The sequence below is a fragment of the Streptomyces sp. NBC_01264 genome (assembly GCF_026340675.1).
Classification (GTDB): Bacteria; Actinomycetota; Actinomycetes; order Streptomycetales; family Streptomycetaceae; genus Streptomyces.
In genome coordinates this window covers 243,260-259,259 of the sequence record NZ_JAPEOX010000001.1, presented here as the reverse complement: position 1 = coordinate 259,259, position 16,000 = coordinate 243,260, and the positions used below count along the sequence as shown (strand labels likewise).

Here is a 16,000-nt window from a genome sequence, read left to right as displayed (position 1 = left end):
ACCGCTACCCCGGATAGCCGATCTGGTTGATGTCGTCGGCAAGGTCCTCAAGCCGAACCGCGGGGTTCAGAGTCGAGACGACTTCCTGCGTCAGCGGCTTGAGGTCATAGATGTGCTGGACTGCATCCAAGTCCGGTGCCACCTCGTAGTAGTCCGCGGCGAACTCCAGATAGGCCTCGGCGCCACCTTCCAACAGGAGACCGAACAGCCACTCAGCACCGTCCGCGTCTTCCTCGTCCTCGCTCGGCACCTGAACGTCGCCGCACTTCCACTCGGAGTCCGTGACCTCGCGCCACAAGCACACGGTGGCCCGCTGAACACCGTGGGGATCGAGGAAGGCGACCTCCTGGGCGAAGGGCCGCAAGGTCTGCGGCAGCGAGTCGAACAGACCGGGCCATGGCGCCGGGGGCGACACCCGGTAGGCGTTGATCGGTGACTCGTGGGAGGTGGCCTGGGCGTAGACCCCGGGCTCGGAGAAGACGATGACGTGGTTGTTGCCGCTTCCGTCCTTCATCGAGGCCAGCTTCTCAGACGGCGCCCACTGCCTGTCATACGAGTAGTACCGGAATTCCCACCCCGGGCTCAGGACGGCATCCAACATGGCCATTGCCTGCGAGCGGGCACGGACGATCTCGGGAGCAGGCAGCTGCGCGATCACTTCATAGACGGTCACAGAGCAATACAAACGGAAGCCACTGACACCCCCAAACGCCCCCGAAACGCGCCCCCGAAACGACACGGTGCTCTCGGTTCTCGGCGACATTACCCAGCCCGCCCGCCGGCAACCGTTCTCCAAGCTCGTCAACAAACGCTCTCAGGTCTTGGTTCTGGCACATATCTTGGGGAGCGGTCGGGCGGAGCGTCATATCGGCGTTCGATCTCCGGATCGGTGATCCCTTGCGTTTGCGGCCGATGGCCCGTGGCATCATCAGGCCCGTGAGAGGACGAGTTGTGCGAACCCAGGTCGAACGTCTTAGTGGATACCGCCGCGTCCTTGAGGCAAGGAGTCCGGACGTGACCGCTGAGCGTCTGCGTTCGCTCGCGGTCGATGGGGCCTTGACCCCGAATCCTGAACACGGGTTATGCGGCTGGTGTCAGCGTAGTTGGTGTGAGGTGGAGGGCGTTTTCGAAGGCGATCGGTGATCGTTGTCCGAGGCGGGAGTGTCGGCGTCGGGTGTTGTATCGGGTCAGCCATCGGAAGGCGTCGAGTCGGGCTTCGCACTCGTCTGGCCAGCTCTTTCGTCCCTGCAGGGTTTCGCGTTTGAAGGTCGCGTTGAAGGACTCGGCGAGTGCGTTGTCCGCGCTGGACCCGACCGCGCTCATGCTTCGCCGGACCCCTGCTGACCTGCAGGCTTCGGCGAATGCCCTGCTCGTGTACTGCTTGGACTCAACCGGTCGTTGCAACACAGGCCTGTTGGAGCAACAGTACTTGCTCGTTGAGTGCCTCGGCTGGGGTCTTCCAGCCGAGTGTCTTGCGTGGTCTGGTGTTCAGTGCGTGGGCGACAGCTTCGATGTCCTCGGCGGACCAGCGTGAAAGGTCGGTGCCTTTCGGGAAGTACTGACGCAGGAGCCCGTTCGTGTTCTCGTTTGTGCCTCGCTGCCATGGGCTGTGTGGATCGGCGAAGAACACAGGGATACCGGTCTCGATGCGGAACTGCGTGTGTGCCGACATCTCTTTGCCGCGGTCCCATGTCACAGAGCGCCTCAGCTGCTCGGGCAGCGTCGACATCGTGTTGGCGAGTGCGTTCTTCATGGAGATCGCTCCGTAACCGGCCAGGGCGGGGCCGTTCTTCGTTCGGGGGATTGTCCCGAACCCTTCCTCGCGGGGCAGGTGGACCAGCATCGTGAACCGGGTCGACCGCTCGACTACGGTGCCGATCGCGGAACGCTCCAGCCCGATGATCAGGTCCCCTTCCCAGTGGCCGGGAACAGCACGGTCCTCGACCTCGGCGGGCCTCTCGCTGATTAACGCTTCCGGCGTCACGTGCGCCCAGGTCTTCCGGCGTGAACGCGCCCGCGGCGCACGCAGAGCGCGACCGGTTCGAAGACACAGAATGAGCTCGCGTTTCAGCGCTCCGCGGCCCTGAATGTAGAGGGCCTGGTAGATCGCCTCGTGGCTGATGCGCATGGACTCATCATCCGGGAATTCCAGCTTGATCCGGTTCGCGATCTGCTCCGGACTCCAAGCCTGGACCCATGCCCGATCCGCGCGATGCGGCTTGTTCCGTCCCGTCCAGTTGCCTGTTGCAGGACCTGCGATAGCCCTGCCGCATGGCGTGCTGATCTGACCGGACAGTCGCTCCTGGACGTAGGCGTGCAACCGCGGGTTGGCAACGAGCTTTGCCGCTTTCGGGCGGCGTGCAGCCATGTCGGCTTTCCACTGGGCAACGGACGCCCGATAGTCACGCCTGCCGGCTCTCGTGGCCGCGTTGCGCCTCAGTTCCCGGGAACTCGTTCCAGGATCACGACCGACATCTCGAGCGATCTCGCGCACTCCTTTGCCCTGGGCTTTGAGAAGCGCGATTTCTTCCCGCTCGCGAAACGACAGGTATCTGCCCGAAGGCGGCTTCGGATCGAACGGTCGCATGCCGCCACACTGGCGGTACCAGCGCGTCGCGACCGCCGGCGCCACGCCGACGACGGCCGCGGCCTCCTCGGCAAGAAGGCCCTTGGCGATCTCCGTCCAGAACGCCGCCTCGACATGACGCTGGTACTTCGGATGCCCCGGAGACCTCAACTTCGGACGCACCGCCCTGTCCGCTGCCTGCTGACGACGAACCACCCCACACCTCCACGATCACGAGGTGTTGCGACGACCAGTTGAATCCGCCCTGGGCTCCGTGGTCGGTGTGCATGATCGATCCGGCAAGGCTGCCGCGCGTGCGGATCGCTGCGGCCAGGGCGTCGGTGACGAGGTCCGCGCGCATGTGGCCGGCGATCGCCCAGCCGGCCAACCGGCTCGAGGCGGGGTCGATGACGGTCGCCAGGTAGCAGAACTTCCCGCCGTCGATGGGCAGGTAGGTGATGTCGCCGACGTACTTCGTGTTCGGGATTTCGGCGGTGAAGTCGCGGCCGATCAGGTCCGGCGCCTTGGCCGCGGTCGGGTCGGGGACGGTGGTGCGGTGCCGGCGGCGCAACCGGACTCCTTCGATCCCGGACGCCCGCATGAGTCTGGCGACCCGCTTGTGGTTCACCGCTTCTCCGCTCGTCTCGCGGAGCTCGGCGGTGATCCTCGGGGCTCCGTAAGTGCCGTCCGATTCCTTGTGCACGGCCCGTATCCGGACGGTGAGCCTCGCGTCGGCTGCCTGCCGGGCGGCCCGGCCCGTGGCTGTCCGGCGCCAGTAGTAGAAGCTCGAGCGGCTGACACCAAGGATGCTGCAGAGCCGCTTCACGCCGTAGCGGCGCTGATGGTCGGCGACGCACTGGAAGCGGTTCACCAGCGCGTCTCCCCGGCGAAATACTTCGCCGCTTTCCGCAGGATCTCGCGTTCCTCTTCCAGCTCACGGACCTTCTTCCGCAGAGCTGCGTTCTCTGCCTCCAGCGGGGCCGGCGGCTGGGCCGGTTCCTGCGTCCGGCGTCCGCGGGGCCGACTCGCTCCGGCCGCCCGGACCCAGTTCCGCAGCGTCTCCGGGTTGATCCCCAGATCGGCGGCGACCGACGTTATCGTCGCCTCCGGCCGCGACTCGTACAGCGCGACCGCGTCCGCCTTGAACTCCGGCGGGTAGTTCTTCATGACCACGAGATGTCCGTTCTCAGATCCTCAGGATCCAGTGTCTCGTGTGTGCAAAATCAGGGGTCAAGGCCCATGAGATTCGACCGGTGCGGCTGTGGACGGCGCAGTCCCCTGGCACCGCCTGATGCATTCGATCGGCTCGCACGGGACATGGAATCGTCGGTTCAGTGGAATGCGCTGATCAACCCAAACCTGCCGGACACCGCACTGCGCCGGCTCGCAGATCTGTGGGCGAAGGAGGCTGGCACGAGATGGTTCGTTCTTCGCGAACGCATCGTTCATCACCCCAATGCCTCGGACGCCCTGCGGGCGGAGCTCGTGGCAGTCGGAGCCTGCAGTTGCCCACGTCCGTGCGGGCTGAACGTTTATGCGCGGCAGACTTCGATGGTGGCCAAGTAGGGCCGCCCAGCCCGTATCAGCACGTTGCGGCGTTTGAGGTGCCCCGAAGTTCTCGGACAGGGGCCCAATAGGGTTGTCCTGTCAAGGGAATGAGGAAGCACGAAGTGGCACCGCCCAGCAAGTACACCCCGGAGTTCCGCGAGGAAGCAGTCCAGATCGCGCTCCGCTCCAGCAAGACCGTCTCGGAGACAGCCCGAGAGCTTGAATTGAACCCGGAGACACTCCGGGGCTGGGTGAAAAAGTTCCAGAAACGGCGTGAGCCGGCCGCTGACGCTGAGCTGACGGTGAGTGAACGCGCCCGGTTGAAGGAACTCGAACGCCGCATTCGCGAAGTCGAGATGGAGAACGCCTTCCTGAAAAAATGCGCGGCGTACTTCGCGAAGGATCCCCGGTAGCACGCAAGTACGAGTTCATCGAAACGATGCGACTCGACACCGCGGAGTACGTATTTTCTGTCGAGTTCATGTGTGAGCGGCTCGACGTGTCCAAGTCCGGCTACTACGACTGGCGACGCCGTCCTGATTCTGCGACGGCTCAGCGGCGCGAGGAATTGAAACTGCTCGTCAAGAAAGCCTTCGAGGTGTCCGACAGTACGTACGGATACCGGCGCATCCGCGCCCAGCTGGCGCGCTGGGGGCACGCCGCCGGCCTGGAGCTCGTGCGCCAGCTCATGCGTGAACTGGGCCTGATGCCCTGCCAGCCCCGCCCGAAGCGGTTCAGCCTGACCCAGGCTGCGGCGGGCGCAGTGCCCGACCTCGTCGGCCGGAACTTCACCGCCGACACCCCGGGTGAAAAGCTCGTCGGAGACATAACCTACATTCCGACTGGCGAGGGCTGGCTTTATCTCGCGACGGTCATCGACTGCTGCACGAAGGAAGTCATCGGGTATGCGATGGACGACCACTACCAGACGCCTTTGATATCCCGGGCCATACGCAACGCAGCCCGCAACAGGAAGCTCACCAAGGGGGCAATTTTTCACTCCGATCGCGGAAGTAACTATATGTCAGCCGAGTTCGGGAAGGCGCTGAACCGGCTCGGCCTCCGCAGATCGTCTGGGCGCACCGGGATCTGTTTCGACAACGCGATGGCCGAATCGTTCTTCGGAACTCTGAAGAACGAGCGTGTCTCACGTGTGACTTACCTGACCCTCGAGGCCGCCCGGCAGGACATCACTCGCTACATCGAATTCTGGTACAATCGCAAACGCCTTCACTCGGCTGTCGGTTACCGGCCTCCGCAGGAAGTCCACGCCGAGTATGCAAGGTTGCGAATAGCCGCGTGAAATGAACGGTCAGATCCCTGTCCGAAAAACGCGAGGCCCCTCAGTTACCTGGAGCAGGATCATCTTTCGGGGTAGTTCGAATCCAGCTCGGCCGTAGAGCTGGCGCTCAATCTACTTGATGCGGTTGACGGCGCCCTCGATGCTGCCGGAGCTCCGGAGCTGTCGGCGGCTGTGGTTCCGGCTGCGGCGGGCATGCCGGCTGTGCCGGTGATGTGATTCCAGATGATGAAGCGCACCCTTATTTTGAAGCGGTGACGTCCGGCTGTCATCAGGTGCCGCCCTGGCCGGAAGTGGGGTGAGATCCCGGTGAACGCGGACAGGATCCGCTGCGCCGATCCGACGCTGCGGAATCCTTTCATCGCGCGTTCGCGCTGCCTGGTGGGCTGGTGGGAGTTCTCCGCCCGGTTGTTCAATCCTTTGTGGGAGCGGGTGCTCCACCGAGAGCATCACCTCGCGGTGCGCGGCCTCGTAGGAGCGCAGCTTGTCGGTGACGACCACCCGGGGCACCTGCCCGGTCGTCTTGATCAGCCGGCGGAAGAAACGCCTGGCCGCGGTCTTGTCACGCCGGTTCTGCACCAGGATGTCGAGGACGTTCCCGTCCTGGTCGACGGCCCGTCACACGTGCTTGCGCACTCCGCGGATCTTGATGAGCACCTCGTCGAGATGCCACTGGTCACCTGGCTGCGGGCGCCTGCGGCGCAGGGCGTTGGTGGAGGTCTGGCCGAACTTCAGGCACCAACGCCCGATGCTCTCGCACGAGACGACGGCCCCGCGCTCGAGCATCGTCTCCTCGACCTCACGGAAGCAGAGCGGGAAGCGGAAGTACAACCACACGCAGTGGGAGATGATCTCGACCGGGTAACGGTGGTTCGCGTACGACGGCGCACTCGACGACACTAGCGGACCCCTCCCCAGACGGACACTCCGAAGATCACCCCACCCCGCCACCGACAACGTGACAGCACCGGCCGAAGCCATTGGTACTAGGCCGTTCGACGGCCCGCTCTCATTCGATCGTCTATTGCCGGTCCTCCGTCGAGTGCTCCCGACTTCGGATCGTGCATGCTGGTGGCCTTCCCTATTCCCTGCCATCTCCGGAGGCCACGAATGACCGTTCCCGTCCGCGCCTATGCCGCCACGAGCCCCGGCCGCCCGCTCGAGATCCTTAACTACGAGCTCGGCGATCTCCACCCCGATGAGGTACGCATCGAAGTGAGTCACAGCGGGCTCTGCCGAAGCGATCTGGACGCACTGGACGACAGACTGGGCACATCGTCCTACCCCCTGGTCGCAGGACATGAAATCATCGGCCAGGTCAGCGCTGTCGGATCGTCCGTAACCCATCTGCGCGTGGGGCAGCGCGTGGGAGTCGGACCGATCTGCAACACCTGCCTCAACTGCGAATATTGTGCAAGCGGTCGGGACAATGTCTGTTCGAAGGTGGAGTTCACGATCGGCGGCGGACGGCGCGGAGGGTTCGCCGACATCGTCCACGTACCGGCGGCCTACGCCTTCCCGATCCCGGACTCGCTCGGTTCGGAGAACGCCGCACCCCTGCTCTGTGCGGGCATTACCTCCTACGCCCCGATCAGCCGCCACACCACCTCGGAATCCCACGTCGGCGTCATCGGCATCGGTGGACTCGGACACCTGGCACTGAAATTCGCTGCCGCACGCGGCAGCGAGGTGACCGCGATTTCTACCAGCCCGCGGAAGGCTGATGCGGCCCGTCGGTTCGGTGCCCACAACTTCGTGGCCAGTTCTGACGCCGAACAACTTCGCCGAGCGGCCGGCTCGCTCGACTTCATCCTCTCCACGGTCGATGCCGACCTCAACTGGCTCGACTACCTCAACCTTCTGCGACCCGACGGAAAAATCTGCTTCGTCGGTGCCTCGATGGGCCCGATCGGCGTACCGGCCGCAATGCTCATCATGGGCCAGTATTCGCTTGTCGGAAGTGCGGCCGGCAGCCGGGCGACAACGACTGAAATGCTGGAATTCTCAGCACGCCACCAGATCTGGGCGGAGACGGAAGTCGTGCCGATGTCGGACATCAACAGGGCGATCGAGCGCATGCGAAGCGGAGACGCACCGTTCCGTTTCGTACTCACCCACGAATAGGACCGCCCACGCGGGATCGAGCCCCCGCGACCGGCACGGTCGGGGCCGAGGAGGCACGGCAGGGCTGCAGCGTTCTCGTCTGTCGAGACGGCTGGTTGGTTCTGATCGTGGGTGTTCGACCTGATGGGGCCCGGCGGCGCACGGAGGACGCGATGTCACTGACGGGGATGGTCAACGCGGTACCGGTGGGTTGGTGAGATGGGGTGTTGCAGGTCTGCGTGAGAACGGCTTTGCGGCATCAGAGGCGGCTTGACCTGGGGTTGTTGCGGGTTGGTTGGGGAAGTGCCTGGGTGTTGTAGATGGCGTCTGGGTCTAAGACCGTGTCCTATGTGGTGAGGCGTCGTTGAGCTTTGCATGGGGCGGGGTACTTGGAGTTGGATTGTTCCGGACGGGCTGTGGGATATCGCGGAGCCGCTGATCCCGCCCTCGAAGGTGCGGGCGCAGGGTGGCGGAACTGCGGATACGCTTGATGAGACGCTGTTCGCAGCGATCATCTACGTGCTGGTCAGCGGATGCGCTTGGCGGTCGCTGCCGCCGTCCAGAGCCCGCTCCAGGACGGCCTTGGTGATCTCGGTCAGGAGCCCGCCCTCACCGAGCAGGGCCGCCCCCGAGGCGTCAGCTTTGTCGAGCAGCCGCTCGACCACCTCGTCGACCGTATTATCGCTGGCCACGGACGCGGCCGCTTCGTTTTTGTCTGCCATGACTCGTCCGATCCGCCTGGCCCACAGGCCCGAGGCCGAGCCCCGGGCCAGGCTTCCACATCACGGACTTACACGATCTTTCAGACACGCTCCTCCATCGGCGGGAGGTGGGAGATCCCTGACCTGTACGGAGTCTGCGAGTCCCTTTGACCAGGGGTCGCTACGCCTGACCGGGTAGCGGCCCCTGCCGCATGCGCGAGGAGGAGGTTCGGGCCAGGCCACGAACTGTGCATCGAAGTTGTCCTCCAGGGCCATCTCATCGTGCTCGGTCACAGGAGGTCCTCGCCGGTGGGACGCTGGGGAGGGGGTCGGCTACGGTGACGGAGGTCCCTGAAACCGACATGGAACGGGGCCGTGAGTTTTGGCTTGGTCACTTCTCTGAACCAGTCGTCCGCGCACTCCTCCGTGTTGCGTGCACCGCCAAGTACAGAGATACGTGCACCGCAGCAGCTCCCGTTCAGTGGCCTGCTCGAGTCCCGTAACGTCTGCTCTCTCAAGTGTTGACGAGTGATGGAGGGGCCTCTTGGAGGAGAGCGAAGCACGGAGGCTGGCTGAAGACTTCGGTCGAACCTTGACCGACCGTTGGGACGAGTGGGCCTTCAGGCTTGACCTGTGGGCGACACCGGCGGTCACGGGCGTCTATGGCTTCACCTGGTCTCCCACTGCGAAGGACGAACAGGGGCGACAGATCAGGGTCGGAGGGAGCTGGCCCATCCTCGTCGACCAGGACACGGGGGTGTGTCGAGTTGTGCGGGGGCCGGAGGAAATGGCCGCGCTCAGAGGTACGTCAGAGGTTCGCTCTGCGCTGCTGCGACGCCACGGCGGTCGGTAGGACGGGCTGACGGCAGTGCTCATGCACTTGGGTCGTCGCTGTCGGAGCCGATCGCCGCGATCAGGGCCCGCAGGGCATCGTCGTATTGGTGACGGTCGAATCGGAACGGGCCGAATGGCATGTAGTCGCGAGTCTCGCGGTGTGGTTGCTCGAAGGCGTCCCAGGTCACGAGGTTGGCTGTTGCGGTGATGCGGGCCATGAGCGGCCAGCATCCCCACTCGCCGCATTCGCAACCGAGGACGGGTGTCTTGGGCCCCATGGCGCTGGTGGACCGTCCGAGGAAGTGGTCCTGCATCGGTCCGAACCGGAAGAACGCCGGGATCAGACCGCCGTAGGCATCACCTGCAGGTTCCATTTTGGCCGAGATCTCGAATCCGTCGATCAGCCCGGTGAGTGGTGCTCCGTCGATGTGAGGGACCACCACGAGCGGGCCGCCGTCGCCTCGGGGATTGCAGTCGAACCGGATCTCATTGCTGATCATCCCGCTATTGTCTCAGCGGTGCGCTGCGCCCTTTTGCCGGGCGGGCCCGGTGGCGGTGCTGGGGGAGGTCCGGGTGGTCGAGCGGTACTGGTCAGGGGCCGGCGGCATGCGGGTCATGCTCACGTGGCCGGGCCGGCCTGCGGGGCGCTGCGGCGCAGGGGCCGGCGGGCGGGGTGGTGTGGACGGTGAGGGCCTCGACCGCGACGTCGGCGGCCTGGTGGAACCAGAGGTCTTGGAGGAGTTCGTCAGCCACGATCGTTCATGATCGCGGTTCTGGTGACGCTCCGTGGCTCTGCACTGAAAGTGGGTCAGAACCAATTCTGCGGGAGCATTGACAAGCATCATCTCCTCCACCTCACAGAAGGAGAGCGGGAAGCGAAAGTACAGCCACACACAGTGCGAAATGATCTCGGCCGGGTAGCGGTGATTCGCATACGACGGCGTGCTGGACGAAACGGATCAGGCCCCTTACCGAACAGGCAATCCGAAGATCATCTCACCCTGCCCCGACAACGTGACAGGGCCCCTGGGCGTGTACCCACCCACCTGCGCATACCTCATCACCACGGCGTACCGCAGGGATCAAGAAACGAACACCCTCCAGGCGACTACGAGTTCAACCTGAGTGCGACCTGAAACTCGACGTCGACTTCACCCCGCTGCGGGAGCAGAACCTGACCGCCGCCGGACTCGACCAGGCCGCTTGATTGACCGCGAGCTGTGTACGGGACGATTGAGGCCGTCGCCTGAGCCTGCGTACCGGCCGAAGTGCCGGTGAGCGCACCGGCACAGATCCTCACCGCTGCAGCTGCTACCCAGGGTCACTGCGGCATTTCGAGGTAGGGCGTGTAACCGCTCCCATCGTTCCACGTGACCTTGAGCAGGCACGGAGTCGACTTCGCTTCGCTGCCTTCCCTGTGCACGAGCACGGCCACGTACCCGAGGAGAGCGGGGTCGAACCGTCCTTCCTGCTCGATCCGGAACTGGTCCCAGTCGACGTCCAGCGTCACCTGCCAGGCTGCCGGAGCGCCCAAGGCCTGCTGCTGGACGGAGGGCGCCAGGTAGGCCGGGACCGCGTGGGAGGGATAGGCCGCCTTGAGGAATTCTAGGCATTCGACCCACGTCGGCATCGGCGCCGCAGCGAGCCCCCCGCTCAGGTGGTGCCTCGTGCGGATCGTGTCGAGCAGAAAGGCGCCCTCCTCCGGGGAGCGTGTATCGAACTTCTTCGGCTGGCCGAAGGGGTCAGGGCGGCGCAGCGGGCGTTTGTAAGGCCCCTTGTCCTGCGTGACACGGGGCGGGACCGGAGGCTCCTTGCGCTTCCGGTTCGGCGTACGCGTCTCGTTCATTTGCCGGTCGAACTTGTTCCACACCTCCTTGACGTCGCTCCGGCACTGCTTGGACGTGGCGATCCGGGCCAGACGCTGCAGCGGTTCCCTGCCGTATTCGGGGAATCCACTATCGTCGCGGCCCCACACCTTGAGCAGCTTCACCGCTTCCTTGGCGCCGCCGGCGAGGAGGATCTCCAAGGTCTCGCCCCAACTGGCGGGTCTCGAGTGCGGCGCAGCAGCGCCTCCCGCACACGGTCCGGTGACAGGACCCGTACCCGGGTTCCGCAGAAGTCTCGTCACCTAGAGTCACAAATGCAGGTTGACCAGGGCCTATGCGCAAGTCACAGCGAGATGGCGTGTCTCTAGGTGTCAGCGTTTCTGCTGGTCAGCGCCTCGACAGCCGCCAAGTTCCCCTTCGATGCAGGGATGTTGATGCCGCGCTACCCGATCACTCAGAGCACCTCGATCGCATCGAGCTGCACCGATATGGGCGCGCAAAAGGTCGTAAACTATCGCAAATCACACCCACTTTTTACGGCATTGTCGGGAGGGGGGGGGCGTTCACGGGAGCTCTGTGACCAGCCACGATGCCGACGCCTAGTGACCTGAGTCAGAGGTTCGGTGGCAGTAGGCGGCGACCTTGTCGAGGAATTCGTCGGAGGTCTTCGTCCAGACGAAGGGCTTGGGCTGGTCATTCCAGTCAGCGAGCCATGATCGGATGTCGCGTTCGAGGGCCTGGACGGAGCGGCGGACTCCGCGCTTGAGCTTCTTCTGGGCGAGCTCGGCGAACCACCGCCCCACCAGGTTCAGCCACGACGCACTCGTGGGTCAGGAACTTCTTGAACTCGGCCGCCCGGTGGCGGCGGTGGAGAGGTCCGATGACCTTGTCGGTCGCGACTTCGAGGGCCGCGAAGAGGGTGGTGGTGCCGGCCGGGATGTAGTCGTGACTCCGGCGCTCTGGAACACCGGGCATCATCGGGAGCACTGGCTGGGACTGGTCCAGGGCCTGGATCTGCGACTTCTCGTCCACACAGAGGACCAGAGCCTTCTCCGGCGGGTCCAGATAGAGGCCGACAACGTCACGGACCTTGTCGATGAACAGCGGGTCCGTCGACAGTTTGAACGTCTGTGACCGGTGCGGTGCCAGCGCGAACGCACGCCAGATCCTGGAGACCGTCGACTGCGACATGCCCGTCGCCGCGGCCATCGACCTGGTCGACCAGTGCGTCGCGTTCTTCGGTGTCTCCTCCAGCGTCTTGACGATCACCTGCTCGACATCGGCATCGGTGATCTTCCGCGGGGCACCCGGCCGCGGCTCGTCGCCCAGCCCGTCCAGGCCGTGCTCGATGAACCGTCGCCGCCAGGTGCGGACCGTGCCCGGCGCGATCCCAAGCCGCCGCGACACCTCCATCACGGAGTGCCCCAACGCGCACTCCAGCACGATCCGCGACCGCTGAGCCAAAGCCTGGGCCGTCGAGCGACGACGCAACCAGCCCTCCAGGACAGCACGCTAGGCATCAGTGACCGACAACGGCGGAATCTTCGGACCAGGACGACTCATACCCAAACCAACGACAAACCTCAGACTCAGGTCACTAGGGCGTGTCCGCAATGTCGATCGGTCGTTACTCCGTTCGTGGTGCGAGGTCATGAACTGACTGATCAGGCCTGGGATGTCATCGGGCCGTTGCTGGCTCCGCCCCGGATGGGTCGTCCGGTGCGAGACCGGCGTCAGGTCCTCAACGGGATCCTGTGGAAGCTGTCCACGGGTGCGGCCTGGCGGGATCTGCCGGAGCGGTATGGGCCGTGGAAGACGGTCTATGAACGGTTCCGCCGCTGGTCAGCCGACGGAACCTGGGACCGGCTCCTGGCCCACGTCCAGCAGCACGCGGATGCGATCGGCGAGGTCGACTGGACGATCGTCTGCGTCGACTCGACGATCGTGCGAGCTCACCAGCACGCAGCCGGGGCCCGAAAAGGGGGCCCTGGACCGGCGAAGCACTCGGACGCTCCCGCGGCGGACTGAGCACGAAAATCCACCTCTCCTGCGACGGGCAGGGCCGGCCTCTCGCGTTCACGATCACCGGCGGGAACGTGAACGACTGCACGCAGTTCGAGCTGGTCATGGCCCGCATCCGCATCAAACGGTGCGGGCCCGGCCGGCCCCGCACCCGGCCGGAGCGGGTGGTCGGCGACAAGGGCTACTCGTCCCGCAAGATCCGCTCCTACCTGCGGCGACGCGGCATCGCCTGCACGATCCCCGAGCGCGTCGACCAGATCAGCGGGCGTAGGCGGCGCGGCGAGAGCCTGTGCCGTTTCGACCGTGCGGTCTACCGGCGCCGCAACGTCGTCGAACGCTGCTTCAACCGGCTCAAGCAGAACAAGGCCCTCGCCACCCGCCAGGGCGGTTGCAAGTTCCGGGGTCGTGCGAGCCGGTCGGTGTTGTGGCGGGTTGGGGTGGTTAGAGGAGCAGGCGCGGGCTTCGTGATCATTTGGGTGTCTACGCCCGTTGATCATGAGGTGGCCCGTGCCTGCTGCCATATCTTCTCCCGTCCCGGCTGTGCTTGTGAGGCTGGGTCCGCTGGACGCTGACCGGGTCGCTGATCTGCGCCCCTACTTCGATGCAGTGCCCGATCCGCGCTCACTGCGGGGCCGCTGGTACTCACTGACCGCGGTCCTGCTGGTGTGTGCCTGCGCGGTCGTCTCGGGAGCCAGGAGCATCGACGAGCTCGCCGAGTGGGGCCAGCGCGCCTCGGACACACTCCTGACAGTGATCGGTATCCGCCGTCACCTGCTCGGATGGCGGCGCGCCCCGTCGCCGGCCACGATCGGTCGTGTGCTGGGGGCTGTCGACGGCGATGTGCTGGACCGGGCGGTGGGCGCCTACCTGGCCGACCGGCACCGTGCTGCCACCGAGCCCACCCGGACACCACCCTCGGCGTCGGAGCGGCTGCGTGTGATCGCTGTCGACGGCAAAGCACTCAAGGGATCAGCCCGTCTCACCGCGAAGCGCCGACACCTGCTCTCCGCGGTCACACACGGCACCGTCGTCACCATCGCCCAGGTGGAGGTCGGCGCGAAGACGAACGAGACCACACACTTCCAACCGCTTCTGACACCGCTGGACCTGGCCGGCACCGTCGTCACCTTCGACGCCCTCCACTCGGTCCGAGCGAACATCACCTGGCTGGTCGAGACCAAGAAGGCCCACTACATCGCCGTGATCAAGACCAACCAGCCGACGGCTCACCGCCAGCTCGCATCCCTGCCGTGGCGGGACATCTCCATCCAGCACACCGCCTCCGCCACCGGGCACGGCAGGCGCGAGTCCCGCTCGGTCAAGACCTGCGCCGTCCCCGACCAACTCGGCGGGATCGCTTTTCCCCACGCCCGCCTGGCCATCCGCATCCACCGGCGCTGCAAGCAGACCGGCCAGCGCGAGACCCGGGAGAGCGTCTACGCCGTCACCAGCCTCGACGCCCACCAAGCCACCCCAGCCGACCTGGCCGCCGCAATCCGCGGGCACTGGGGCATCGAGAACTCCTCGCACCACACCAGGGACGTCACTTTCGCCGAGGACGCCTCCACCGTCCACACCCGAACCGCACCCCGCGCGATGGCAACTCTCCGCAACCTCGCCATCGGCGCCCTGAAAACCCTCGGCGCCGCCAACATCGCCAAGACCACCCGAGCCATCCGCCACGAACCGCAACGAGCACTCGGCATCCTGGGCATCACCCACGATCCGGACACCCACGGAACTTGATCAAGCCCTGGCCACCCGCTACGACAAACGAGCCCGCCACTACAAAGCCCTGGTCACCCTTGCCTGCCTACGGCTATGGCTCCCCAACTGACATTGCGGACACGCCCTAGTGTCTCGTGATTCCGTCGGCGTTACTTGATCTTGTGTGGCAGGGTTGCTTGGTGTGGAGCTCTCCGTAGAACAGGCCGCCGTGTTGCGGGAGTTGGTGAACAGCCGGGATGTACCCGCCGACATAGCGACGCGGGGCCGGATCGTGCTGTGGTCGAGCGAAGGCCGTCGCCGCAAGGACATTGCTGAACTGCTTGGCGTATCGCTGCCGACGGTGGACCGCTGGAAGCGGCGTTATGCCGAGCTCGGACTGGCCGGGCTGGAAGGCGACCGGCCCGGCGGAGCCCGGGAGCAAGTGCCGGCGCGGGTGCGGGCCCGCGTGATCGCGCTGACGCGCATGACGCCGCCGGACGGCACCGGCCTTTCGCACTGGTCCACGCGCGAGTTGGCGAAGTACCTGAGGCGGACCGAGAACATCACCGTGTCTTGGCACTACATCGCGCGGATCTGGCGGGAGGAGAACCTGAAGCCGCACCGCTCCGGCACCTTCAAGCTTTCGAAAGACCCCGCGTTCGCGGCGAAAGTGGCCGATGTGATCGGCCTGTATCTGGCCCCGCCGGGCGGCGCGGTGGTCCTCTCGATCGACGAGAAGACGCAGATCCAGGCGCTGGACCGGACCCAGCCGGTGCTGCCGGTCGTCTTCGCGGCGAGCGAGAAGCGCACCGCCGACTACGTCCGGCACGGCACCACGAATCTGTTCGCCGCCCTGAACGTGATCACCGGCGAAGTACTTGGCGAGTGCAAGCCGACCCGGAACGGCAGGGATTTCCTGGCCTTCCTGAAGAAGGCGGTGAAGCCGCACGCCGGGCAGGACATCCACGTCGTCCTGGACAACCTCTCCACGCACACCACCCCGGAGGTCAAGGAGTGGCTGGCCAAGAACCCGCACGTCCACTTCCATTTCACCCCCGTCGGCTCCTCGTGGCTGAACCAGATCGAGATCTGGTTCGGAATCCTGACCCGGCAGTCCATCCGACGCGGCACGTTCTCCAGCGTCAACGTCCTGATCGCGCAGATCCGTGACTACATCAGCTCCTGGAACGCGACGGCGAAGCCGTTCACCTGGACCGCGACTGCCGGCGAGATCCTTGCGAAGGTCAGACTCGTCGCGACCAACGTGAAGAAACTTGTCAATAACAACTCGAACTGACATGAACAGGATCACGAGACACTAGGGCTGTCCTGTCGGCCGTTCCCAGCGGGGCGTGAGCGCGACAGTCTGAGTTTCGAGTCGTTCGCGCTGAAG

10 protein-coding genes and 9 pseudogenes are annotated in these 16,000 nt (G+C 65.2%); 7 read left to right on the top strand and 12 right to left on the bottom strand.

What is annotated here, in order from left to right:
* Positions 1-4 precede the first annotated feature (4 nt).
* From OG435_RS01270 to OG435_RS50635, 5 genes and pseudogenes are all read right to left on the bottom strand, one after another.
* Positions 5-673, bottom strand: a complete 669-nt coding sequence (locus OG435_RS01270; RefSeq protein WP_266874835.1) for a hypothetical protein — start codon at positions 671-673, stop codon at positions 5-7.
* A 407-nt stretch (positions 674-1,080) separates the two neighbouring features.
* Positions 1,081-1,380: pseudogene (locus OG435_RS01265) on the bottom strand (transposase); the annotation flags it as partial.
* Positions 1,381-1,387: 7 nt separating this feature from the next.
* On the bottom strand, positions 1,388-2,782 hold the full coding sequence (locus OG435_RS01260) for an IS30 family transposase (RefSeq protein WP_430625551.1): 1,395 nt from the start codon (positions 2,780-2,782) through the stop codon (positions 1,388-1,390).
* Positions 2,783-2,891: 109 nt separating this feature from the next.
* A pseudogene (locus tag OG435_RS50640) lies at positions 2,892-3,392 on the bottom strand (IS3 family transposase); the annotation flags it as partial.
* Between the two features lie 41 nt (positions 3,393-3,433).
* Entirely contained in the window at positions 3,434-3,733 is a 300-nt protein-coding gene (locus OG435_RS50635; RefSeq protein WP_430625550.1) for a transposase, read from the bottom strand.
* Positions 3,734-4,221: 488 nt separating this feature from the next.
* On the opposite strand from OG435_RS50635, the gene OG435_RS01250 reads away from it, so the two are divergent.
* Positions 4,222-5,417, top strand: a protein-coding gene (locus tag OG435_RS01250) for an IS3 family transposase (RefSeq protein WP_266874684.1) whose coding sequence is annotated in 2 segments (ribosomal slippage) — positions 4,222-4,501 and positions 4,501-5,417 — 1,197 coding nt in all. Because the reading frame shifts where the segments join, the coding sequence is not laid out codon by codon here.
* Between the two features lie 179 nt (positions 5,418-5,596).
* On the opposite strand, the pseudogene OG435_RS01245 reads toward OG435_RS01250, so the two are convergent.
* Positions 5,597-6,314: pseudogene (locus tag OG435_RS01245) on the bottom strand (IS6 family transposase); the annotation flags it as partial.
* A 210-nt stretch (positions 6,315-6,524) separates the two neighbouring features.
* Between OG435_RS01245 and OG435_RS01240 the strand changes: the two are divergent.
* Together OG435_RS01240 and OG435_RS01235 are read left to right on the top strand one after the other, a co-directional pair.
* Positions 6,525-7,538 (top strand): NAD(P)-dependent alcohol dehydrogenase, encoded by a 1,014-nt coding sequence (locus OG435_RS01240; RefSeq protein ID WP_266874834.1) that lies wholly within the window; start codon positions 6,525-6,527, stop codon positions 7,536-7,538.
* Between the two features lie 354 nt (positions 7,539-7,892).
* Positions 7,893-8,075 (top strand): annotated as a pseudogene (locus OG435_RS01235) (transposase); the annotation flags it as partial.
* Here the strand turns inward: OG435_RS01235 and OG435_RS01230 are convergent.
* The 6 genes and pseudogenes from OG435_RS01230 to OG435_RS01205 all read right to left on the bottom strand — a co-directional run.
* Positions 8,075-8,239, bottom strand: a pseudogene (locus OG435_RS01230) (IS256 family transposase); the annotation flags it as partial. The pseudogenes OG435_RS01235 and OG435_RS01230 overlap by 1 nt on opposite strands.
* Before the next feature lie 851 nt (positions 8,240-9,090).
* Entirely contained in the window at positions 9,091-9,552 is a 462-nt protein-coding gene (locus OG435_RS01225; RefSeq protein ID WP_266874833.1) for a hypothetical protein, read from the bottom strand.
* A gap of 91 nt (positions 9,553-9,643) precedes the next feature.
* Complete coding sequence (locus OG435_RS01220; protein WP_266874832.1) at positions 9,644-9,805, bottom strand: hypothetical protein; 162 nt, start codon at positions 9,803-9,805, stop codon at positions 9,644-9,646.
* 86 nt (positions 9,806-9,891) lie between these two features.
* Positions 9,892-9,987, bottom strand: a pseudogene (locus tag OG435_RS01215) (IS6 family transposase); the annotation flags it as partial.
* Positions 9,988-10,373: 386 nt separating this feature from the next.
* Complete coding sequence (locus OG435_RS01210; protein ID WP_266874830.1) at positions 10,374-11,078, bottom strand: hypothetical protein; 705 nt, start codon at positions 11,076-11,078, stop codon at positions 10,374-10,376.
* Positions 11,079-11,477: 399 nt separating this feature from the next.
* Positions 11,478-12,381: pseudogene (locus OG435_RS01205) on the bottom strand (IS630 family transposase).
* A 135-nt stretch (positions 12,382-12,516) separates the two neighbouring features.
* Here OG435_RS01205 and OG435_RS01200 point away from each other — a divergent pair.
* The 4 genes and pseudogenes from OG435_RS01200 (at position 12,517) to OG435_RS01185 (ending at position 15,904) form a co-directional block, all read left to right on the top strand.
* Positions 12,517-13,472 (top strand): annotated as a pseudogene (locus OG435_RS01200) (IS5 family transposase).
* Positions 13,441-14,646 (top strand): ISAs1 family transposase, encoded by a 1,206-nt coding sequence (locus tag OG435_RS01195; RefSeq protein WP_266874829.1) that lies wholly within the window; start codon positions 13,441-13,443, stop codon positions 14,644-14,646. Before OG435_RS01200 ends, OG435_RS01195 begins: the two are co-directional and overlap by 32 nt.
* Positions 14,645-14,737 (top strand): annotated as a pseudogene (locus OG435_RS01190) (IS5/IS1182 family transposase); the annotation flags it as partial. The gene OG435_RS01195 and the pseudogene OG435_RS01190, both read left to right, overlap by 2 nt.
* A 99-nt stretch (positions 14,738-14,836) precedes the next feature.
* A complete protein-coding gene (locus OG435_RS01185) occupies positions 14,837-15,904 on the top strand; it encodes an IS630 family transposase (protein WP_430625738.1) in 1,068 nt (355 codons plus the stop codon).
* The last annotated feature ends 96 nt before the right edge of the window (positions 15,905-16,000 follow it).